The organism is Streptomyces sp. NPDC059567 (assembly GCF_042735655.1).
Taxonomy (GTDB): domain Bacteria; phylum Actinomycetota; class Actinomycetes; order Streptomycetales; family Streptomycetaceae; genus Streptomyces.
The window spans coordinates 1-23,448 of sequence record NZ_JBHWBS010000096.1; the positions used below are offsets into that span (position 1 = coordinate 1).

Annotated in this window: 12 protein-coding genes and 1 pseudogene; 7 read left to right on the forward strand and 6 right to left on the reverse strand. The window is 73.2% G+C overall.

The genetic code is table 11. The features are described 5' to 3' along the window. Positions 1 to 109: 109 nt before the first annotated feature. The 5 genes from ACFVZW_RS30405 to ACFVZW_RS30425 are packed head-to-tail and all read right to left on the reverse strand — an operon-like array spanning position 110 to position 4,349. Positions 110 to 1,534: a cytochrome P450 gene (locus ACFVZW_RS30405; protein WP_384527946.1), complete on the reverse strand. Its 1,425-nt coding sequence runs from the start codon at positions 1,532 to 1,534 to the stop codon at positions 110 to 112. Continuing rightward, positions 1,531 to 2,151 carry an ATP/GTP-binding protein gene (locus ACFVZW_RS30410; RefSeq protein WP_384527949.1) on the reverse strand — a complete coding sequence of 207 codons (621 nt, stop codon included), beginning with the start codon at positions 2,149 to 2,151 and terminating at the stop codon, positions 1,531 to 1,533. Before ACFVZW_RS30410 ends, ACFVZW_RS30405 begins: the two co-directional genes overlap by 4 nt. Then, positions 2,132 to 2,488 (reverse strand): DUF742 domain-containing protein, encoded by a 357-nt coding sequence (locus tag ACFVZW_RS30415; protein WP_384527952.1) that lies wholly within the window; start codon positions 2,486 to 2,488, stop codon positions 2,132 to 2,134. The genes ACFVZW_RS30410 and ACFVZW_RS30415 overlap by 20 nt, the downstream gene beginning before the upstream one ends. After that, the gene (locus ACFVZW_RS30420) at positions 2,485 to 2,874 is read right to left on the reverse strand and encodes a roadblock/LC7 domain-containing protein (RefSeq protein WP_329112770.1); all 390 of its coding nucleotides are present in this window, start codon (positions 2,872 to 2,874) and stop codon (positions 2,485 to 2,487) included. The genes ACFVZW_RS30415 and ACFVZW_RS30420 overlap by 4 nt, the downstream gene beginning before the upstream one ends. 20 nt (positions 2,875 to 2,894) lie before the next feature. Beyond that, positions 2,895 to 4,349: a sensor histidine kinase gene (locus tag ACFVZW_RS30425; protein ID WP_384527955.1), complete on the reverse strand. Its 1,455-nt coding sequence runs from the start codon at positions 4,347 to 4,349 to the stop codon at positions 2,895 to 2,897. Between the two features lie 618 nt (positions 4,350 to 4,967). On the opposite strand from ACFVZW_RS30425, the gene ACFVZW_RS30430 reads away from it, so the two are divergent. From ACFVZW_RS30430 to ACFVZW_RS30460, 7 genes are all read left to right on the forward strand, one after another. After that, positions 4,968 to 5,222, forward strand: coding sequence for a hypothetical protein (locus ACFVZW_RS30430; RefSeq protein WP_384527958.1), 255 nt, complete (start codon positions 4,968 to 4,970; stop codon positions 5,220 to 5,222). Between the two features lie 92 nt (positions 5,223 to 5,314). Then, complete coding sequence (locus ACFVZW_RS30435) at positions 5,315 to 6,283, forward strand: hypothetical protein (RefSeq protein WP_384527961.1); 969 nt, start codon at positions 5,315 to 5,317, stop codon at positions 6,281 to 6,283. A gap of 26 nt (positions 6,284 to 6,309) precedes the next feature. Then, complete coding sequence (locus ACFVZW_RS30440) at positions 6,310 to 6,498, forward strand: hypothetical protein (protein WP_384527963.1); 189 nt, start codon at positions 6,310 to 6,312, stop codon at positions 6,496 to 6,498. A 41-nt stretch (positions 6,499 to 6,539) separates the two neighbouring features. Next, the gene (locus ACFVZW_RS30445) at positions 6,540 to 6,731 is read left to right on the forward strand and encodes a hypothetical protein (protein ID WP_384527966.1); all 192 of its coding nucleotides are present in this window, start codon (positions 6,540 to 6,542) and stop codon (positions 6,729 to 6,731) included. Positions 6,732 to 6,775: 44 nt separating this feature from the next. After that, a complete protein-coding gene (locus tag ACFVZW_RS30450) occupies positions 6,776 to 7,633 on the forward strand; it encodes a S8 family serine peptidase (RefSeq protein WP_384527969.1) in 858 nt (285 codons plus the stop codon). Positions 7,634 to 7,814: 181 nt separating this feature from the next. Then, on the forward strand, positions 7,815 to 9,671 hold the full coding sequence (gene ggt / locus ACFVZW_RS30455) for a gamma-glutamyltransferase (RefSeq protein WP_384527972.1): 1,857 nt from the start codon (positions 7,815 to 7,817) through the stop codon (positions 9,669 to 9,671). A 309-nt stretch (positions 9,672 to 9,980) separates the two neighbouring features. Continuing rightward, entirely contained in the window at positions 9,981 to 22,658 is a 12,678-nt protein-coding gene (locus ACFVZW_RS30460) for an amino acid adenylation domain-containing protein (RefSeq protein ID WP_384527975.1), read from the forward strand. 188 nt (positions 22,659 to 22,846) lie between these two features. Here the strand turns inward: ACFVZW_RS30460 and ACFVZW_RS30465 are convergent. After that, positions 22,847 to 23,359, reverse strand: a pseudogene (locus tag ACFVZW_RS30465) (low temperature requirement protein A); the annotation flags it as partial. Positions 23,360 to 23,448 lie beyond the last annotated feature (89 nt).

Consider the following 23,448-nt stretch of genomic DNA (forward strand, 5'->3'; position numbering starts at 1 on the left):
CGTCTCGCTCACCTCGCTCGCGACCCCGCCCCCCACCGGCGGGGGGCGCCCCACCCGCGGGCTCCCCCCCCCCCCCCGCGGCTACGGTCTCGGCTCCGATGCGACCGGGCTATCGCAGCCGCAGCAACCGCCTCAGCCGCGCCCGCCACGAGACGCGGGGTTCGGAGGACGCCGGCACTCGGGGCGCCGCCGGCATGCCGATGGTCGGCGGGGGCGGGGCCGGCAAGGGCGCCGGCAGATCGCGGGTCTCCGGAACGCGGGAAGCGAACTTCACGGGCAGGGCCGTCAGATGCCGGGCCCAGGTGGAGGAACGCCAGGTGAGCTCGGACTCGGCGATCGCGAGGCTGATGTCGGGAAGCCGGGTGAGCAGGATGTCGATGCCGGTGTCGGCGATGACACGACCGATGTCCTGGCCGGGGCACTCATGGGCGCCCGCGCTGAAGGACAGGTGCGCGCGGTTGTGGTGCACGCGGGTCGAGGGGTCCTGGCGGACGGCCTGATCGACGTTGCCGGCGGCCAGGCCGAGCAGCAGCATGTCGCCCGCCTTGATCTCCTGCCCGCCGAGCGAGGTGTCACCGGTGGCCCAGCGGCCCGGGCACACCATCAGCGGCGGCTCGTCCCAGAGCACCTGCTCCACCGCCTCGGGCAAGGTCATCTGGCCACCCGCCAACGACCCTCGGAACCGCGGGTCGGTGACCGTCATCCGCAGCACGTTGGCCATGAGATTGGCGGTCGTCTCATAACCCGCGAGCAGGATGAGACGCAGGTGGTGCTGCACCTCCTCGTCGGTGAGACCGGCCGGGTGGGCCATCAGCACGGACGCGATGTCCTGCCCGGGCAGGGCGCGCTTGGCGGCGACGAGCTGCTTGAGGGTCTCCAGCACATAGGCGTTGCTGGCGAGCGACGTCTCGGTGGCCTTGAAGAGGTCCCGGGCGGCGTGGACGAGCTTCGGACCGTCCTCGTCCGGCATCCCGAGCAGGTGGGTGAGGACGAGCATCGGCAGGGGCTCGGTGAACTGACCGACCAGCTCCGTCCTGCCGCTCTCGCAGAACTCGTCGATCAGCTGGTGCGCGAAGCGGGTGATGTGGCGGCGGATGCCACGCTGGTCGAACTGGTTGAGGCTGGCCGTGACAGCGCCACGCAGACGCTGGTGCTCTTCGCCGTCCGCGCAGACGCAGTCCGGACGCCAGCCGATCATCGGCACGAGCGGCGAGGTCTCGGGGTCGATCTCGCCGCTCTTCCAGCCGTGCCAGGTGCGGGGGTCACGGGAGAACTGCGTGGAACGGGTGGCCACATCACGGTTCTCGAGGTATCCCAGGACGAGCCAGGCGCGGACGTCCCCTTCGAGCAGGACCGGCGCCACCGGACCGTGGGCGGCACGAAGCTTCTCGTACAGCCCCATGGGGTCGGTCTCGGCGGCGGCGCCATGGAGCCGGGTCACTCCCTCGACTCCCCCGGCGGCGTGGGCCGGGCAGCCCGGCGGCGGGACGAGCCCCGGTTCCGTGGTGGTGTGGTCAGCGGGCTGGAAGGTCATGCGGACTCCTGAGCGGCGGCGAGGGTGCACAGGTAGCCCATCAGCGAGAGCAACGCGTCGCGGCAGGACGACCGGTCGCGCGCGTCACAGGTGACGATGGGCACGGATTCGTTGAGGTCCAGAGCGGTGCGCAGAGCTGCTATCGGGTGCTCCGGCGCCTCGGGGAAGGTGTTGACGGCCACGACGAAGGGGACGCGGCGGTCTTCCAGGCGGGTGATGATCTCGAAGCAGACTTCGATCCTCCGGGTGTCGACGAGGACCACGGCGCCGAGCGCGCCTTCGAAGATGCCGTTCCACAGGAACCAGAACCGCTCCTGCCCCGGCGTCCCGAAGAGATAGAGGATCAGCTCCTCGTTGATGCTGATGCGGCCGAAGTCCATGGCGACGGTGGTGGTGCTCTTGCCCTCCGCGCCGGGGTTGTGGTCGATCCCGACGCCGGCCTGCGTCATGGTTTCTTCCGTGGTCAGCGGCGAGATCTCGCTCACCGCCCCGACCATGGTCGTCTTGCCGACCCCGAAGCCGCCGACAATGACGACCTTGACTCCCCGGGCGCCGTGCGGCAGCAGCACGTCCGTGCCGCGGGGGCCGGTGGGTGCGTCAGAGATTGCGTAGTCCATGGATCACCGCCTCCAGAAGGCCGAGTTCGGGAACCGCAGCGACGGGAACGGGAGCGATGGCCTCGACACGCCCGTCCTCGACGAGCTTGGAGAGCAGCGCCGTGAGGACGCTGAACGGAAGACTGAGATACGCGGATATCTCGGCCACCGACAGCGGGTACTGGCACATGCCGAGGATCGCCGCCTGCTCGGGCTGCATCGCGGGTTCCGGTGCGGACCTCGATGTGATGAGGGTGACCAGGTTGAAGGCCTTCGCCGAGGAACCCGGGCCACCGGAGATGACGTACAGCGGTACGGGACTGCCTTCATCCCATGTGTCCTGGTGCTCTGACGTCACATCGCCTGCCCGACGTCATCCCGCGGCGGACTGGTCATGTGTTGGCCGATCCGGACCACGAGCGTACGCATGCGGTCGCCCAGCAGCCCCGCGTCCACTTCCTCGTCGGCCAGCACCGCGAGATAGGCCCCGGGTCCGGCCGCCATCAGGGAGAAGTAGCCGCCGTCGACCTCGATGCCGACCATGCGCGTCGAGCCGTCTCCATGGGGGAACTTCTGCGCGATGGCCTTCGCCAGGCTCTGCATGCCCGAGCAGGCGGCGGCGATGGCGTCAGCGGTGTCGGTCTCCGTGTTCGCTTGACCGATGCACAAACCGTCCGACGACAGTGCGACCACGTGTCGCACGTACGGGACGCTGGCCGCGAGCTCCTTGAGCATCCAGTCCATGTTTGGCAGTGGCGTCACGGTTACTCATCCTCATCTGATGGCTCGCTGGTGTGGCTGGAAGGGTCGGTACCCGGCCTCTTCTCACCGCTGAACGCCTCCCACATCAGGCCCGGCTGCCGGGCCGCGCCGGCCGTCCCGGGGGAGGCGGCCGGAGCTGTGGGGGGCTGGGGGGCCGTGCGGACGACCGGTGTCGGGACGGGCGACTCCCGCCGCCGCTGCGGCAGCCCGTTGACGGTCTGTCTGACTTCGACGGAATCTGCTGCGGCATCGCGCCTCATCGTCGGCCTCGGCACGATCGGTGCGCCCAGGTGCTTCGGCGCGAACGGTTGGACCTTCTGGGGAGGCTGCTGAACCGTGGTGATCATGCTCCGCGGAACGAGCACCACGGCCCGCACTCCTCCGTAGGCGGAGGTGCGCAGATCGACGTCGAGGCCGTTCTCGCGGGCCAGCCTGCTGACGACGGGCAGGCCGAGCTGCGTCGCCTCGCCCAGGTCGGCCAGGTCGAGGCCGGACGCCGCCCGTGCCATGACGCGGTCGATGCGCTGCCGGACCTCTTCGGTGAGCCCGACCCCACGGTCCTCGATCTCGATGGCGATGCCGGACGGCACCTCGCTGGCGCTCACCTCGACCGGGGTGTGCGGCGGCGAGAAGGTCGTGGCGTTGTCGAGCAACTCGGCGAGCACATGGATCAGCGGCTCGGCTCCCTGGCCGATCACGGCCACTTCCGTCACCGACTGCAGCTTCACGCGCGGATAGTCCACGATGCGTGACATGGCCCCACGCACGACGTCGTAGAGGGGGATCGCCTTCGACCACTGGCGTCCGGGGCGGGCATCACCCAGTACCGCGACGCTCGCCGCGAGGCGCCCGATCAGGGCGTTGCGGTGGTCGATGGCCTGCAGGCCGTGGGAGACCACGAGATCCGTACCGTGCAGGATCTGCATGTCGCGGAGGTCCTTGGCGAGCTGATGCACGATCGCCTGGACCCTTCGCGCGATCGCCACCAGTGCCCGCTGGGAGGAGTCCCGCGTGTGCTCCTCGGCCTCCACGGCTTCCAGGAGCGTCCGCACGGCATGCCGGAGCGCTTCGGCGAACTCGCTGTCGAGGTGTTCCCCGAACGAGATGGACTGCAGGATCTCCGAAGCGGGGTCACCCTTCTGCATCCGGGCGACGGCCGCGGGGAGGAGTTCCTCGGCGAGCCATACCGTGGTGGCCCGTTGATCGGCCAGGCGCCCGAGGAGTGCGGCTTCGCGCTGCGCGTAGTACTGCTGGACCTCGGCACTCGCCCGCGCGTGGCGGGCCTCCTCCGCCGAGCGCGCCCGGCGCGCCGTACCGGCCGAGACGATGGCCGTCAGGACGACGGCGACGAGGCCGCACCAGGCAACCGGCGTGCGTATCTGCGCGGGGACGAAGATCAGCGCTATGCCGCAGGCCCCGGCCAGAACACCGGGGGGGACTAGCCATGCCGGAGCCACTGCGCGTGGCAGGCCTCCGGGCGTTGAACCTGTACGAACCATCGAGGGGTCCCTAAACAGTCTGGAATGAGTGGACTGGGGGTGGTGCGGCGCGCCGACAGGAGCGGTCGGGGCGTCGCCGGGCCGAGCAGAGGTGTTCTGATGGGTGCCCCCGACGGGTCGGTTCGAGATCGCATCGGTGGTCACGCCTCCCTGCGGCCAGGCTCCGTCCATGCGCGACACAGCGTTCGGTGACTCGCTGTGAGTGCAGCGCAACACGCAGGGGAGAATAGTCAGTTCGGGTACGCCATGTGACCTTGCTGGAACGAGAACCTCCGCACTGACCGACCTCGACCAAAATTGATCGATCACTGCCATGGCAGGCACTGCAAACGCATGGAATCGACCACATCAAGCAGCAATGCCGCGACGGTCAACACCCGCCCACCTGACGCCCATTCAGGTGACGAGCGCTCCCTCTCCTTGACGCACGACGGGTCGATCGGCACCGGCGCGGCGCAGGGCCGCTCGGTCCGGTCCGACCGGAGTGCGCCCGAAGCCCCTCGGGAGGAAAATGGTGGGGGGTGGGAGCGCGCCGTGCGGCGTCCGCCGAGTGGTTCAACCCGGGATGTGAGCAGGATGGTTGACAGTGCAACGAGCGGTCGGGGTGCGGCTCGGGAACGAGCGGCACGCAACTCCCGTGGCCCCCGCCACGACAAGGCCCGCCATCAGGTCCGCATCCCGGGGTTCGCGCGTGAGGGTACGGAGATCGGGCTGGGCGACGCCGTCGCCCGGGTGACCTCGACGGTGGGGATCCGGCCCTGCGGTGGCTGTGGCCGCAGGGCCGAGGCGCTGAACCGGTGGATGACGATCGACGGCGGGCGGGACCGCTGAAGCACTGCGCCAAGCGCCCGCACGACAGGGCGCCAGCGGCGGAGTCCCACCCCGGCCTGACGGCCCGACAGAGTGTGCGTGAGGAGTGACTGATGGACCCCGAGATCACCGACACCGTCACCGCCACAAGCCCGCCGCCCGAGGCCCCGGTACGTAACCCTCCCGCCCCGGCACCCGCCCCCGAGGACCTCCGCACCACGCCCGCGGCCGAGCCGACCGTCACCCAGGCCGGCTGCGGCTGCGCCACAGCCTCCTCCCCCGACGGCGGAGGAGGCGACGGCGACACCACAGTCGGCTACGTCTACGTACTGGGCCGCGTCCACGCCGTCTTCCCCGACGCCTCCGTCCAGCACGAGTTCTTCCATGTCGCGGGCGCCGACGGCAGGACCGACGACACCGACGCCGACGCGATGTACCGCGTCCTCTCCGCACCGGAGAACCGCTACATCGCCCGGCAGATGTGCTTCGTCCTCGCCGTTCAGGGCGTCGACACCTACATCCTGGAGCCGGCCGACCCGACCGATCTGGACGATCTCGTGGAGGCTCTGCGCCCGGTCCCCGACCACCGCGACCTCGCCGTGGTCGTCGGCCGTCTCGGCCCGATCGCTCCCCCGGGCGCCTGCCAGGGACTCTCCGTCCCCGTCGTCCGCGTCGAGAAGATCTGGGCCTTCGACAGCAAGGAGCTGATGCGGGCGATCGAGCGCCCCGACGGCACCTCCCGCAAGGAGTTCGAGCGGGGTGCCGGAGCGCTGCTCGACCGCCTGCTGCAGCTCAGCGACAACACCGGAACCGACCCGGCCGGACGGGCCCTCAACTATCTGATGGTGAGGTCCCAGGCGATCTACAGGACGTCCAGCGAGAAGCGCGACGAGGGCTACGTCCTCTCCGCGGTGGAAGCCTCGCCGTCCCGGCTCAGCACCGGGTCGCAGACCGTCGTCACGGTCGTCTTCTCGTACACCCACCGCCAGACCAATGTCGTCGAGAAGTGCTTCGTCCGCGTGGGTCTCGCCGGGCTGTTCCCCTTCCTGGTCTCCCCGTTCCAGGACTACTACGACCGGTAACCGTTGAGAGAAGGAGGCGAACGGACATGCGTATCCCCGGATTCGCCGTCGAGCCGCCGGCACGCGGCGTGCCCACCGGTGACCTGCTCCACCCCCAGTTCTTCACCTGCGAGGAGGAGTTGCGCCCGGTCTGCCGGCACAAGTGCAAGGGCGCACCCAACTACCGCCAGTGCGTGCAGCGTTGCGTGGCCGAGATGTGCTCGGACACGTGGTGACCGCCCAGCAGCCGCTACCCGAGGAGAAGGGGTGACGTCCGATGCGCATCCCCGGATTCGAGCGCGAGCTCGAGAGCGCGCGCCCGGTCCCGGAAACGCGCGGCGACCGGCTCTTCCCGCAGTTGGAGTCGTACTGCGCGAGGGAGTGCCGTGCCGACTGCGACAACAACCACCCGTGGGGCTCGCCCGAGTGGCACGAGTGCTTCGACTACTGCATGGAGACGTGCCGGTGATCCCGTAGTCCGCTCGCGCACCCCGGTGGGCAGAGGAGAGAGGGGTGCCCGTGGACCCCCTGGACCTGGTCGGCCTCAGGCCGCTCATGGCGCGTACCGCGGGCCGGTCCTCGGTCGTGGTGGGCCTGATCGACGGCCGCGTCGCCCTGGACCATCCCGCCTTCGCGGGCCACCCGGTCCGCGAGCTGACGGCCGTGGCGGGAACCTGCCGCGGTTCCGACGTGTGCTGTGCGCACGGCACGGCCGTCGCCGGGATCATCGCCGGGAACGACGGCGTCTGCCCCCGGTGCACCCTCGTGTCCCGGCCGCTCTTCACGGACCGTCCGACCGACGGCGGTCCCGCGACCTGCCTTTCCGGTGTACGGACGGGAGAGCTGGCCGAGGCGATCCTGGAGACCGTCGGCGCGGGCGCCCATGTCCTGAACCTCAGCATGGCCCAGCCCGCGCCCTCCGGTGTCCGCGACCGCGCACTGGAGACCGCCCTCGACCACGCGGCCGACCGGGGCGTGATCGTCGTGGTCGCCGCCGGGAACCAGGGCAGGGTGGGCTCCTCCGTGCTCACCGGCCATCCGTGGGTCATCCCGGTGACCGCGTACGATCGCGCCGGGCATCCCATGCCCCAGTCCAACCGCGGTGTGTCCATCGGCCGGCACGGAGTCGGCGCCCCCGGCGACCGCGTCCCGGGGCTGGGACTCGACGGCCGCCCCCTCGCCCTGAGCGGTACGAGCGCCGCCGCGCCCTTCGTCACGGCCACGGTCGCCCTCCTCCGCTCGGCCTACCCGAACGCCGGCCCCGCGGCCGTGCGGTACGCGGTCACCCACGGCCCCGGCCGGCGGCGCTCGGTGACCCCGCCGCTGCTGGACGCCGGGAGCGCGTGGACGGCACTCCGGGGTATGGCGTGACGGCGGTGCTCCCGCCAGACGCGGATGCCGTCCAGGTGTGTGATACCTCCGTGGGCCCGAACTCCCTTGTTACCGAAGGGGAACCTCAGATCTTGCGCAAAGAACCTGGGGACGTGTTGCCCGAGCCGGTTTCGATTGCGAGGGTTCTGTCATTCCCTCGTCCGAGGCCATCGGAGGCTTCATGCCCGTCCGCCGTTCCCTGCTCGCCGCCGCGGCCGCGTCCGTACTCGCGCTCCCGCTGCTCGTGTCGACCGCCGCCGGCTCCTCCGTCGCCGACGAAGGAACGCCACCGGCCGAGTCCGGGCTCCGGCCGCCGGACAAGCAGTCCGTCGTCACCGGCAGCGGCGGCGCGGTCTCCAGCGTGAACCCGTACGCCTCGCAGGCGGGCATCGACGTGCTGCGGCGCGGCGGCAACGCCGTGGACGCGGCGGTCGCGACCGCCGCCGCGCTCGGCGTGGTCGAGCCCTACTCCGCCGGCATCGGGGGCGGCGGCTACTTCGTCTCCTACGACGCCGCCACGAAGAAGGTCCGCACGATCGACGGCCGCGAGACCGCCCCGGCCCGGATGCGCGCGGACTCCTTCCTCGACCCCTCGACGGGCAAGCCGATCCCCTTCGACGAAGCGGTCAACTCCGGCCTCTCCGTGGGTGTCCCCGGCACCCCGGCCACCTGGGAGAAGGCGCTCGACGACTGGGGCACCCTGTCGCTGGCCAAGGCCCTGCGACCGGCCACCCGGCTCGCGGCCGACGGCTTCGTCGTCAACGAGGAGTTCCGTGCGCAGACCCGGCTGAACGAGGAACGCTTCCGGGACTTCAGCTCCACCGCGGAACTCTTCCTGCCGAACGGCGAACTCCCCGTCGTCGGCACGCGCTTCCGCAATCCGGGCCTCGCCCGCACCTACAGTGAGCTCGCCCGTGACGGTGCCGACGCGATGTACCGCGGTGGCATCGCGAGCGATGTGGTGCGGACCGTGAAGAACCCGCCGGTCGCCGCGGGGGCGGACCGTGTGGTCAGGCCCGGACTCATGGAACGGGCCGACCTCGCCGGGTACCGCACCGTGGAGCGGGCGCCCACCCGGACCACGTACCGGGGTCTCGACGTCTACTCGATGGCCCCGTCCTCCTCGGGCGGCACGACCGTCGGCGAGGCACTGAACATCCTGGAGAACCACCGTCTTTCGCCCACCGACCGGGCGCGGTCGCTGCACACGTACCTCGAGGCCAGCCGGATCGCCTTCGCGGACCGTAACCGCTGGGTCGGCGACCCCCGGTTCTCGGACGTGCCCACGGCGGGTCTGCTGTCGAAGGACTTCGCCAGAGCGCGGTCCTGCCTGATCCGTCCCGACGCGACGCTGACCAGTCCGCTCGCCCCGGCGGATCCCCGCCGCCCGGCCTCGGGCTGCACGCCGGGAATCGGTTCCTCGGAGCCGTACGAGGGTCCCTCCACCACGCACCTCGTGACCGCCGACCGCTGGGGCAACGTGGTCTCGTACACGCTGACGATCGAGCAGACCGGCGGCTCGGCGATCACCGTGCCGGGGCGGGGCTTCCTGCTCAACAACGAGCTCACGGACTTCGACTTCACCCCGCTGACGGAGGGTGTGCCCGACCCGAACCTGCCGGGTCCCGGCAAGCGCCCCCGCAGCAGCATGTCACCCACGATCGTGCTCCAGGACGGCAAGCCGCTCATCGCGGTCGGCTCCCCCGGTGGCTCCACGATCATCACCACGGTCCTCCAGACGCTCGTGAACCGGGTGGACCTGGGGATGTCGCTGCCCGAGGCGGTCGCCGCGCCGCGCATCTCCCAGCGGAACCGGACGACGACCGACGCCGAGCCGGAGTTCCTCGACTCGGCGGAACGCGCGACGCTGGAGGCCATCGGCCAGCGGTTCGTGCTCGCTCCGTCGACGTTCACCCCCGCGCCCGAGATCGGAGCGGTGGCCGCTCTGGAGTTCACGGGGCGGGGCCAGGTCACGGCGGTGGCGGAACCCCGGCGCCGGGGCGGCGGCTCCGCGATGGTGGTGCATCCGCGCCACTGAGCCGGTGCTGCTGATCCAGCGAACCATCGAGCGGTCCCGCTCCCCTCACGGGGCCGCTCCCCCGGCCGCCTCCTCCCCGGCGGACGGGCCCGAGACCAGGACCGCGGAGCGATCGCGCCCCGCGGTCCTGGCGCGTCCGGGGCCCGGTCGACGCCTCGCACCAGCGACGACCGGACCGCACCGCCGGACCCCGCCGCGGTGCGGAACGAAGATCGGTCATCATTACGGCAGACCAGACCGGACCGGGGCGGTCGCTCTCGCGCGTTCCGTGGGACGGCCCGCCGCCGGGCAGATCCACGGGGGGCGTTGATGCGGGGAAACAGCGAGACGGTGTTGCTGGACGTGCTGACCGGCGCGGCCGAAGCCGCGCCCGACCAGGGCATCGTCCATGTGCGGGGAGACGGCGGCGAACGCGTCGTCACCCATCGCGCGCTGCTCTCCGATGCGCTGGGCGTCGCCGGAGGCTTCCTCGACGCGGGTCTCGCGCCGGGGAGCCACGTGGTGCTGCCGGCCGACCGGAGCGAGGAGTTCCTGCCGCTCTTCTGGGGTGCCGTCGCCGCCGGACTCGTACCGGTGCCGCTCGCCCCGGACGCACGGCGGGTGCTGCCCGTCTGGGAGTTCCTCGGCCGACCGCCGGTGGTACTCGGCGCGTCCACCGCGCCGCTGCTCGACACCCTGCCCGACTCCGTACGCCCCCTGACGCTCGACACGCTGCGGGACCGTCCCGCGCCACAGCGGCTGCCGAAGCGGACGCCTGGCGACGTGGCGTTCCTGCAGTTCTCCTCGGGCAGTACGGGGGCGCCCAAGGGGGTCGAACTGACGCATGCGGCCGTGCTGGCCAATCTGGCGCAGATCCGCGCCGCCGCCGGCATCCGTTCCGAGGACGTGCTGGCCACCTGGATGCCGTACTTCCACGACATGGGGCTGATCGGCACCCACCTCGTCCCGCTGTCGGCAGGGATCAAGCAGGTCCGGCTCGAACCCCTGACGTTCGCCAAGCGGCCCGCGCGGTGGCTGGAGGCGGCGGCCCGGCACCGGGCGACCCTGCTCTCCGCCGCCAACTTCGCCCTGGCCCTCGTCGAACGACGCGTACCGGAGGACACGCTCGCCCGTCTCGACCTGACATGCGTACGGATGATCCTGGTGGGTGCGGAGCCGATCTCCCCGGCCGTGTGGCGGGCCTTCGTCCGGCGGATGCGGCCGACGGGGCTCGCGGCGAGCGCGCCACAGCCGGTGTACGGACTCGCCGAGGCCACCCTGGCCGTGACGTTCCCGCCGCCCGGCGAGGTGGCTCGACCGCTCGCCCTGGACCGGGCGGCGCTCAGCCGCGGGCTGGCCGTGGACACCGCGCCCGGACTCCCGGACGCGGTCGAGCTGATGGATGTGGGCAGCCCTGTGCACGGGTGCGCCCTCCGGATCACCGACGCCAGGGGCCAGACCGTCGAGGACCGACGGGTCGGGCACATCGAGGTCCGGGGCCCGCAGGTGGCCCGGGGCTATCACGGTGCTCCGGCGGCGACGGCGGACGCGTTCGTCGACGGGTGGCTGCGCACCGGTGACGTGGGCTTCCTGCGGGAGGGGCGGCTCTGTGTGACCGGTCGGTCCAAGGACGTCGTCTTCGTCGACGGGCGTACGTTCCACGCGGCGGATCTCGAAGAGGTGGCCGCGGGCACGCCCGGTCTCGGGCGCTGCCCGGTCGCGGTCGTCGGCTCCACCGATCCGGCGGGTGGCGGGGAGCGGGTGGTCGTCCTCCTCGCACCCGCGCCGCCCCTTGCCGCCGTGACCGCCGCGTTGCTGCGCGAGGTCGGGGTGCGGGTCCGCGAGGCCCTGGGGCACGACGACGTCCGGGTGTTGGCGATGCCCGTACGCGCGTTCCCGCGTACGACCAGCGGAAAGGTCCGGCGAGGGGTGCTTCGGGATCGCTTCGAGGGCGGGGAGTATCCGGAGATCGCGGGGCTGGGGGCCGTGGGGGTCTTCGGGGGCGGATCCCTGCCGGGGGCCGGGGCTGACTCCGCCGGCCCCACCGTCCCGGCCGGTCCGGACCGAACGAGCCTTGCAGGGGGCCCGGATGGCGCGGACGCCATCGGTGCGGTCGGCGACCGCCATGCGCGGCCGGGCGGCATGCCACCGTCTGCCGCGCCCCGGTCTCGACGGGACGTCGAGGCCGTCGTGCTCCGGATCTGGGCCCGGGTGCTCGGGCTGGCGGTGGAGGAGATCGCGCCGCACGACGACTTCCGCGCGCTCGGGGGCTCCTCGCTCAAGGCCATGGAGGTACTGGCCGCCCTGGAGGACGCCTTCGGCATACCGCTGCGTCCGTCCGACATACGCGACCACGCCACGGTGTCCGCGCTCGCCGGACTCGTCCTCACCGCGGACACTCCGATGGGCTCCCCCTCGCGCCACCCGCGGACGGACGAGCCCCGCTCCCCCACTCCCCGGCCGGAGCCGGTCCGCGGCGCCGAGCCCGCGGTCGCCGTCTCCGGCCTCGCCTGCCGGTTCCCCGGTGCCGAGACCCCGGAGGCGTTCTGGGACCGGCTCGTCGACGGCTACGACGCCGTCACCTGCGTACCGGACGGACGGTGGGCGCAGCCGTCGGACGGTCACGCCCGGTGGGGCGCGTTCCTCGACGAGCCCGCCGGTTTCGACGCGGGCTTCTTCGGCATCGGCGAGGACGAGGCCCTGGCGACCGATCCCCAGGCGCGGATCCTCCTGGAACTCGCGCACGAGGCGCTGGAGCGGGCCGGATACGCGGGCCCGCGCCGGCACGGCCGCCGGGTCGGTGTCTTCGTCGCCGCCGGTGACAGCGGCTATCGGTCGCTGCTCGAACAGGCCCACCACGAGGGCGAGTTGCCTGCCGCCGCGCTGACCGGGAACCTCCCCAACATGCTCGCCGCCCGCGTCGCGCACTGCCTGGATCTGACCGGGCCCGCGCTCGCGGTCGACACCGCGTGCTCCTCGGCGCTGGTCGCGCTGCACCTGGCGCGCCGCAGCCTCCAGGCCGGTGAGTGCGACATCGCGGTCGTCGGCGGCGTACACCTCAATCTGACGCCGACCGGGTACGCCCTCCTCGAGAAGGCGCAGGCGCTCTCCCCGACCGGCCGCTGCCACGCGTTCGGAGCGGCCGCCGACGGCTTCGTCCCCGGGGAGGGCGGCGCGGCGCTCGTCCTGACCCGACTCGACGAGGCGGCTCGGGCCGGTGATCCGGTCCTCGCGGTCCTCCGCGGCACCGCCGTGAACAACGACGGACGCTCGCTGAGCCTGATGGCGCCCAATCCCCTGACACAGCGCGACGTCATCACGCGGACGTACCGCGACGCGGGCATCGACCCCGAGAGCGTGTCGTACGTGGAGGCGCACGGCACCGGTACGCCGATCGGCGACCCCGTCGAGGTGCGCTCGATCGCGCATGCCTTTCCGCCGCGCGCCGACGGGCGGCTCCGGCTGCTCGGCTCGGTCAAGACCAACGTCGGGCATCTGCTCAACGCGGCCGCCATGCCGAGCCTGGTGAAGATCGTCCTCGCGCTCGGGCGGCGGCAGTTGCCGCCGTCCCCGCTCCGGACGGCGCCCGCGCCCGCGCTCGACCTGGCCGCTTCCGGTTTCGCCCTGGTGGACGAGGCACGGGACTGGGATGCTCCCTGCCCGCTGGTCGCGGGAGTCAACGCGTTCGGCTTCGGCGGCACCAACGCCCATGCCGTACTGGAGGAGGCACCCGCCCGACCCGAGAGAGAGCAGGCACCTTCGGACGGGCCACGGCTGCTCACCCTGTCGGCGCACGGGACGACCGCGCTGCGGGCCGCCGCTGCCGGTCTCGCGGACCATCTGCGGGACAACCCCGGTCTCGACGAGGGCGATGTCTGCGCCGCCGTCGCCTCGGCCCGTGACGAGGGACCCGACCGACTGGCTCTCGTCGCCGAGGGCGATCTCGCGGCCCGCCTCGACGCCGTACGCGACGACGCCGAACGCGACGTCCCTTCGCGCGACGCCGCCTTGCCTCGAGCGGCTGTGCACGAGAGTGCCGAACGTGACGACTACGGACGGGACATCGCCGTACGCGACGACCGGACACGCGACCCGGAGGCGCCGATCGGCGCCTCCGTACGCTCCCGGGCGCGTCTCGTCCTCCTCCTGCCCGGGCAGGGCGTGCACCCGCACGGTCAGGCCCGCGCGCTCCACGCGGACGCGCCCGCGTTCCGGGAAGCGCTCGACGAGGCGTCGGATCACGCCGGCAGGGTCGGCGGGCGCAGTCTCACCGGCTGGTGCCTCGACCCCGACGTGTCGCCCGACGCGTTCGCCCGAACCGACATCGCCCAGCCGCTCCTCGTCGCCTACGGGGTCGCGCTCGCCCGCCAGGTACGGGCGTGGGGGATCACGCCGGACGCGGTCGCGGGGCACAGCGTCGGCGAGATCGCCGCCGCGTGCGTCGCCGGGACGCTCTCGCTCGGCGACGCCGTACGGTTCGCCTCGGAACGCGGCCGGTTGATGGCGGAGTTGTGCGCCCCCGGCGCCATGGCGGCGGTGCGCTGCGACGAGGAGACGGTCACCACCCTGGTGGCCGACGCCCGGGGCGCGCTGAGTGTGGCGGCGGTCAACGGTCCGGACCAGGTCGTCCTGGCCGGCACGGAGGCGGCCGTCGACCGAGCGGTCGCCGAGCTGTCCGCCCGAGGGATCGCGGCACGCCGGCTCGGGGTGTCCAGGGCGTTCCACTCGCCCCTGATGGATCCGGCACTCGGCCCGCTCGCGGAGGCCGCCGGAGACCTCGCGCTCCGGCCGTCCGTGACACCGCTGATCAGCACGGTCACCGCCGCGTGGCAACCGGTCCTGGACCCCGCGTATCTGCGCAGCCACGCCCGGCGGCCGGTCCGCTTCGGCGCGGCCGTGGACCGTCTGCTCGGCGAGGGGTACGACACGTTCGTGGAGCTCGGCGCCGGATCCCTGGGCGGTTCCGTGCGTGCCGTGGCGGCGGCGCACCCACGCGGAGCCGGGGCGCTCGCGCTCACGGCCGGGGAGCGGGACGGTGCGCGGGGGCTGCTCGAGACCGTGGGTCGGCTCTGGCAGCGGGGCGTGCCTCTGGACCGTACGGCCATGGACTCCGGACGGGCTCGGATCTCCGTACCGACATACCCCTTTCAGCGGCGCCGCTACTGGCCTGCCGCCACTCACCGATCCCGGCCGCTGCTGCACCGGTTCGTGTGGGACGACGCTCCGCTGACCGTCGGCTCGGGGCCGCGTACCGTCCTGCTGGCCGGCCCGGACTCGTCGCTCGCCCGCGCGTTCGCGGACCGGCTCGCGGCGCGGGGTGTCGCGGTCCGACGGGCCGGGGACCCGCTGCCCGATGGAGCGCCGGCTCCGACGGCGGCCGTGCTGCTCGCGGGTGAGGCGGTGGAGCCGGACTCCGCCACCGCGCTCGACGCGGCGCACCGCGCCATGGTGACCGAGCTCCAGGACCTGCTTCCGCACCTCGCGCACCATCGCCCGCGCGTCCTCGTCGTCACCGAGGACGTCCATGTCACCGGCGCCGGTCCGGAACGTCCGCGCCCCGCGCAGGCGGTCCTGACCGGGCTGGCCCTGGCGCTGCCCGAGGAGTTGCCCGGTGTCGCGGCGCACAGCGTCGACCTGTCGTCCCTGGACGACGTCGACGCGCGTCTCGACGCGCTCGACCACGAACTCGCCGCGCGTCCCGCGCCGCGCGACGACGTCGCCCGAGCGGCCATCGCCTGGCGGGCCGGGCGACGCCTCGGCCGGACCTCCGTACCGGTCGCGGCGGCACAGGAGACGGCGCTGCCGGCCGACGGCGTGTATCTGATCACCGGGGGCGCCGGAGGGGTCGGTGGTGCGCTGGCGCGTGATCTCGCGGGACGGGGCCGGCCGACCCTCGTGCTGACCGGTCGCTCGACCGTGCCGCCGGACGGGCTACTGGACGAACTGCGGTCGCTCGGCGCCACCGTGGAGTACCGCGCCGCCGACGTCTCCCGCGAGGCCGACGTCGACGCGCTGCTGGCCGGTCTGCCGCGTCTCGACGTGCTCGTGCATGCGGCTGGGGTGGTCCGCCCCGGCACTCTGCGGGCCAAGACCCCCGAGGAGGTGGCCGAGGTCCTGGCCGCCAAGACGCGCGGCGCGGCGCTGCTCGCGCGCGGACTGCGCGGGCACGACCTGCGCCCGGGCTTGTGCGTGGCGTTCTCCTCGGTCGCCTCGGTGCTGCCGGGCCTGGCGGGGGCGATCGGCGACTACGCGGCCGCCAACGCCTACCTCGACGCCTTCGCCGCCGCCGAGCGCGCGGCCGGCCGGCCGTGGCTGGCGGTCAACTTCGCGGCGTTCGCCGATACGGGACTCCTTACGGGCACGAGCCTCCGCGGCGGCGCGGCACGGCCCGCCGGGACGGGAGTTCTCCCCGGCACAAGACACCCTGCCGGCACGGGAAGCAGCGCCGGTACGGGACTCCTCGCGGGCACGAGCCTCCGCGGCGGCGCGGCACGGCCCGCCGGGACGGGAGTTCTCCCCGGCACAAGACACCCTGCCGGCACGGGAAGCAGCGGCGGTACGGGAGTCCTCTCCGGCGCGGGCCGCCCCGCCGACACGGGAAGCAGCGCCGGTACGGGACTCCGCGCCGGCGCCGTACTCCCCACGGGCCCCTCCGACGCGGGGCGCGTCCCCCCGACGCGAGCCCTCGCGTCGGGCGCGACCGCTCCGGGACCTGGACGCGGACCCGCGCCGCTGGCCACCGGCGTGGCGCTGGAGGCCCTGCGCCGGGCCTGTGGCATCGACGCCGCGCAGGTGATGGTCGCCGACCTGGGGACGGGTGCCACCCGTCGCACCCCGGCCGATGTCGTCGTACCCGCGCCGCGCCCGAACGTCCGGCCCCCGTCCACGGCGTCCGAGACGAGCGGAGTACGCGCCGAGGACGCGACCGGGCTGTCGGACGTCCTGCGGCAGCTCCTCTCCGAGGCTCTCCACGTGTCCCCGGCCGAGCTCGGTGACGACGTACCGCTGCTCGGCCTGGGCCTGGACTCGCTCATGGCCGTCGATCTCGTCAAGCGGCTGGAGAAGGAGCTCGACCGCTCGCTCCCCATCACGCTGTTCTTCGAGCACCGGACCCTGGGCGAACTCGCCCGCCACCTCCGCTCCCAAGAGCCCGGGGGCTCCGTGGCGGCACCGACCAGGCCGGCGGCCGACGACGGCGTCCCCTTCTCCCTGACGCCGGTCCAGCTCGCCTTCCACACCCAGGGCGGGCTGTACCCGGACGTCGCCGCCTACGGGTACGTGACGCAGGACGTGCGCGGCCCCCTCGACCCCGAGCTCCTCGGCATGGCGCTCGGCCTGCTCACCGACCGTCACCCGATGCTCCGCATCCGGGTCCACCCCGGGCAGCCGGCGCCCACGCAGGCGGCCGTGCCGCCCGGCCGTGAACGGATGCCCGACTGGTACGAGGTCCGTGATCTGCCCGGCATCCGCTCCGTCGAGGAGGAGCTGGAGCGGCTCGAAGAGGCCTTGTGCAACCGCCCGTTCGACCTCGCCGCCGAGGCTCCCCTCCGCGCCGTGCTCGCCCGTACCGGGGACCCGGGCTCCGCCCGTCTCGTACTCGTGGTGCATCACGCCGCCGCCGACGGCTTCAGCCTGAACATCCTGGGCGAGGAGCTCTGGGCGCTCTACACGGCCCTTTCGCAGGGGCGTTCCCCTGGACTCCCCCCGCTCACCACCCACTTCGCCGCCTACACCGCGCACGAAGAGGCAGAACGATCCGAGGCCGTCCTCGCCGAGGACCGGGCGTACTGGCGTGAGGTGCTCGCCCGCAGGGGCGAACCGCTCTCGCTGCCGTACGACGGCGACCCGCTGGGCCTCCCCGAACCCCCGCTCCTCGCCCATCAGGTGGCCCCCCGCCCCGGCTTGTCGGCCGCGCTGCGCGAGGTGGCCGCCGCGCACGACGTGTCCCTGTTCCACCTGCTGCTCGCGGCGTACGCACGCTGCCTGTCACGTTGGGACGGCGGCCGGGAGCACGTGTCCGTCAATGTCGCCCGGGCCCGCCGCGAGACCAGGCTGCCCGGCATCGACCGGCTCGTGGGACCGCTGGCCGACACCCTCCCGGTCCCTGTGCACGTCGGCCGGGACGATTCGGTGCACACGCTCGCCGTGCGTCTGCGCGACGCGTGGCCGGAGGCCGAGCGGCACGGCCGGCTCACGAGTCTGGACCTCGCCCGGCTCCTGCCGGCGGACGGGGCGGGACCGCGCACGGCAGCGCCCGCGTCGTTCAGCTTCGCGCGGTTCCCGGTCTCCCTCGATCCCGACTGCCCGGTGGAGGTCCGCCCGACCTCTGCGGGAACGGCCTCCGCCGCCACCCGGCTCGGCCTGCTGTGCTGGGAATCGGACGGGGAGCTGTCGTTCTCCTGGAACTTCCCGGCCCGGCTCTTCGACCGGACCACGATCGCCCGGCTCGCCGACGAGCACCTGGCCGAGCTCGCCGAGGCCGCGAAGCCCACGCGGCCCGCACGGCTCGCCGAGGCGGTCGCGGCGCCCGTTCCCGACGCGCGGATCCCCGTCCTCGCCCACGAGCCGTCCGGTGCGCGCCCGGACGTCGTCGCCCGACTGCGCGCGCAGTTCCGCGCGACGCCGGACGCGGTGGCCGTCGACACCGGCGACGGTGACGTCCTGACCTACGCCGAACTGGACCGGGCGTCCGCTTCACTCGCCTCCCGGCTGCGCGCCCACGGCGTCGCCGCGGGTGACCTGGTGGGGCTTCTGACCGAACCCGGCGGCGACACCGTGGCGAGTGTGGTCGGGATCCTGCGGGCCGGTGCGGGATGGGTGCCGCTGGACGCCGCCCATCCCGCGGCCCGCCTGGCCGACCAGCTGGAGCGGTCCCGTACCCGCGCTCTCGTCTGTCATGCGGCCACCCGCGCTTCGGCGACCGCGCTCGCCGCGGCCGCCGGGATCACACTCGTCACGGTCGACGACCCGTCGTCCGAACCCGCCGAACCGTGGTCCGACGGTACGGAGGTTCCGGCGCCCGGACCCGACTCCCTCGCATACGTGATCTTCACCTCGGGTTCCACCGGGCGCCCCAAGGCGGTGCCGATCACCCGTCGTTCGATGACCAACTACCTCGACTGGGCGCTGGCCACCTTCGGGTACGGAGAGGGCGACCGGCTCGCTCAGACGGCGTCGCTGTGCTTCGACGCGTCGGTACGCCAGCTCCTCGCGCCGCTCCTCGTCGGGGCCACCGTGGTCACCCTCCCCCGCCGGCTGCTCCGGGACCCCGAGGCGCTGCTCGACCGGGTCGAGCAGGCCCGGATATCGGTGTGGAGTTCGGTCCCGAGCCTGTGGTCCCGGCTCCTCGAGGCCGCCGAGACGCGCGTACGGAACGGCGCACCGGCACCGGACCTCGCGGCGCTGCGCTGGATCCACGTCGGCGGGGAGGCGCTCCCGCCGGCCCATGTCCGTCGCTGGTACGACCTGTTCGGTCCCGGGCACCGGATCGCCAACCTCTACGGGCCCACCGAGTCCACCATCAACGCCACGTTCCACATCATCGACGGCCGTCCGGCCGACGACGTACGGACGCTGCCCATCGGCACGCCCCTCACCGGCACGGAGGTCGACGTGGTGGCGGCGGACGGGCGGCGCTGCGCACCGGGTGAGCCCGGCGAGCTGCTGATCGCCGGTGTGGGGCTCACGCCCGGCTACCTCCATGAACCGGAGCTGACCGCCGCCGCGTTCACCGTGCGCGGCGGGCGCCGCGGGTATCGCAGCGGCGACCGGGTCCGGTGCGACGTGGAAGGCGTCCTCGAGTTCCTCGGACGGCTCGACGACCAGGTGAAGGTCCGTGGGCACCGGGTGGAACCCGGCGAGATCGAGTCGGTGCTGCTGACGCATCCGGCGGTCGCGCGCGCCGCCGTGGTGCACGGTGACGAACGGCTGAGTGCCTTCGTCGAGTGCCGGCCGGGCGCCGCGGCTCCGGATTCCACGACTCTGCGCACGCATCTGGCGCGAACGCTTCCGGAGTACATGCTCCCGGCCCGGATCCACCTGGTCGACGAACTCCCCCTGACCGGGACCGGAAAGATCGACCGCTCCGCGCTCACCGCGCCCACACCCGTGCCTCCGCCCAGCGTCGCGGAGCCGACGAACGCGCCGGCGCCGGGGACTCTTCCGATGACGCCGACCGAAGTCCTCCTGGCCCGTGTCTGGGCCGAACTCCTCGACAGCGAGGAGATCCGGCGCGAAGACGACTTCTTCGCCTTGGGCGGCGACTCCCTGCTCGTCCTCCAGGTGTTCGCGCGGCTGCGGGAGAAGATCCCGGTGCTGCCGAGGCCCACGGCCGTGTACGACCACCGCACCCTGTCCGCCCTCGCCGCGGCGATCGACGGCGTCACCGACGACGAAGGACCGACCGACGCACCGGCCGACGCACCCGTCGACGGACGGGCCGACACGCGGGACCGGCCCGGTCGCGACGACCTCCGCACGCACGGTCCCTCGCCGTTCGCCCTCGCCCCCTCCCAGCGCGGATTCCTCCTCGCCGAGGCCATGGCACCCGGCTCCCATACGGCGTGGCTCGCCTGTCTGCGGGTGGACGGACCCCTGCGACCCGAGGTGTTCCAGCGGGCCGTCGACGCCTGCGTCGTGCGCCACCCGATGCTGCGGACCGTGTTCCCCGCCGGCGCGCGCCCGCCGGTCCAGCAGGAGCTTCCGCCCACCCTGCGGCTCCCGGTCGACTTCGAGACCCTCGCCGAACCCGGTCTCCTCGCGTCACGGATCGCCGAGGAGCGGGAGCGCCGCTTCGAGCCCTGGGCGTGGCCTCTGCTGCGGCTGCGGCTGCTCACCCTCGGGCCCGACGAGCATGCGCTCGTCGTCCACGCCCATCATCTGATCGGCGACGGCTACAGCGTGGCGCTGCTCGGCCGGGAGCTGCTCGCCGTCTACGACCGTGTCGTACGGGGCGAGCCCGCCGAACTCCCGCCGCTGCGCGCCACTTTCCGGGACCATGTGGCCCTTCAGGAAAGCGCGGCGTCGTCGGGCGGCACCGTCGGGGCGCGGCTCGGCGCGCCCTATCGGCGCCCGGTCCTCGGAAGGCTCGCCATGACCGCCGCGCCCGACGCGGACCCCGCGGCACCTCCGTACCACTCCACCGGGTTCACCCTGGGCGAGGACCAGGTCGGCGCCCTGCGCCGGATGGCCACCGCGGCGGGCACGACGCTCTTCGCCCCGGTCCTCACCGCGTACTACCGGACGCTGGCCGCCACGACCGGGCAGGAGGATCTGATCCTCGGCCTGGCGGTCTCGGGTCGCGACGACGACGCACGGCCCGACGCCCACCTGGTGTTCGGCCCGTTCGCCGCTGCCGTACCGGTGCGGCCGGGCCCGTCGGCCGGTGAGGGGAGGGCGGGCCGTGCCTTCGCCGAGGACCTGCGTGCGGTGGTGGACGAGGTGGAGGCGGCCCGTAAGCGGGGAGTCCACGCGCCCCCGAGGGATCTCGGACTGCCGCCGGCCGCCCAGTTCTTCTTCACCTTCCTCGACTTCTCGGCCCTCGGTCCGCTGAGCGGCGACACGCTGAGCGTGAGGTGGGACGACGGCGACGCCGTCCTCGCGCCGCCTCCGGTGGGGACGGACACGTTCCTGGCGGTGCGGCCGATCGGCGAAGGCGGTCTGAGGGTGACGCTGCGCGCGTCCACCGCCGCATTCCCGGACGAGTCTGCCTTCGGCCGGTTCACCAGCGCGCTGCGGAGCGCGATGGCCGAGGCAGCGGACGACGTACCGGCCGCGGCACCGCGTTCCCGTGTCGCGGCGCTCGGGCGCGGAGCGGAGCCGGAGCCGTCGCCTGCCGCCGGCGTCCTGGACTCCGCGCTCGTCGGGTACCTGCCCCCGCCCGGTCGGCTCGCGGCGGTCGCGGGCCTCGGAGGAGCGGCGGCCGGGACGGTGACGCGTGAAGACCTCCGCCGGCTGCTCTTCCCCGAAGGGCGCCCACGGCTCGTGGAGGAGATCGGCACGCCTCTCGGTCGGTCCGGGTTCGTCTGCCTCCCGCTGTTCGCCGACGAGCTCGCGTCGACGTCCGACCTCGCGGACCGTACGGCCCGAGCCGTCGCGTACGCGTCGTCGCTGGGGGCACGCTGCGTCTCGCTCGCGGGCATGATCCCGTCGCTCACCGCGTACGGCTTCGGGGTCCTGCGCGAGACGGACACCGACACCCTGGCGGAGACGGCCCTCACGACCGGGCATGCGGCGACCGCGGTGTCCGTGGTCAAGACCGTCCACGCCGCGCTCGCCCGGACCGACCGTGAACTCGGCGGCCTCGTCGTCGCCGTGGCCGGCCTGGGCTCCATCGGCAGCTCGTCCCTCGAACTGCTGCTGACCCTCGCCTCCGAGCCACCCGCCCGGCTGCTTCTGTGCGATGTCGCGGGCAGCGCGCCACGGCTGCGGAGGCTGGCGGAGGACCTGGTCGCTCGGGGTCTGGCCCGGAACGTGGAGGTCCACGAGTCCGGCCCGACACTGCCGGCCGCCGTGTACGAGGCCGGTCTGCTGATCACCGCCGTGAGCGGGGGCGGCACGGTGCTGGACGTATCGAGGCTGCGGGCCGGTGCGATCGTCGTCGACGACTCCTTCCCGCACTGCTTCGACACCACGACCGCCCTGGCCCGGATGCGGGAGCGGCGCGATGTCCTCGTCGTCGGCGGCGGCCTCTTGTCCGTCGGGTCCGTGGAGCGCCGGACGGCTCCGTGGTTGCCGCCCGCCGCGGCGGCGGGATACGCGGCCCAGACGTGGCTTCCGGGCACGATCGCATCGTGCCGGCTGGAGTCCCTGCTCCATGCGGCGCACCCGGAACTCCCCCTGGTCCACGGCCTGGTGGACGCCCGGCTCGCGCTGGCGCATTGGCGCGGCATGGAGGCGGTCGGCATCGAAGCGGGGCCACTGCACCTGCTCGGACACACGGTCGCCGTGGAGGACGGCGACCTCGACGGCTTCCCGCCTCGGGGGGCCGGCTCCCGCCGGGAGCGCTGAACGGACACCTGGCCGATCGGCGAAGCCACCCTCAGAACGCCTCGCCGGGGCACCGGCCGTGCCGGTGCCCCGGGACGCCTCCAGCGTCCGGGGCTGCGCGGCGAGCGGGTCTCACGCGAAGCCCGCTCCCACTCCTCCTGGAGCCGCGCCATCACCTGGTTCCTCGACAGGGCGAACGTGAGGCCCAGATCGATGGCGAGCCCGCCCGCCCACAGCCAGTACCGGAGGGGCTCGTCGGCCCACACCGAGACGATCCACGGCACGACGCCCGCCGAGAGCTGGGCCATCGGCCAGTCCGCCGGGACCTCGCCGCGCCCCTGCCACACCCGTGAGGCGAGCAGTCGGACGAGGACATAGGCCAGGGCGAAGGCGGCCGCGTGGTCCGAGCGGACCTCCGGTACGGCCGCGGCCATCACCGCGAGCCCGAACATGCCGATGAGCACGGAGCGGGTGTGCACCTTGTCGGCCGCCACGTTCCCGTACGTCGTGAAGCACATCCACGCGGTCCAGAACTCCAGGTAGAGCACGCAGTACAAGGCGAGGTCGGTGTGGCCGGGGGTTCCGTGCAGCAGGTGTGCGAGCTGGGCGACGCCGGCGACGGCGATCAGGTCGAAGAACAGCTCCAGCCATGAGGCATGCCGTTCGGACTCCCCGGAGGTGTCCGGCGGCGGGGCGGACGCTGCGGCAGGCTGAGCGGTCATGACGGCGAGTATGGGACGAAACACCCGCGTGTCACGGGTGGTGAGCGGCTCACCGCGCCGTTGTGGCCTAATGGCAGGAACCAGGCCGC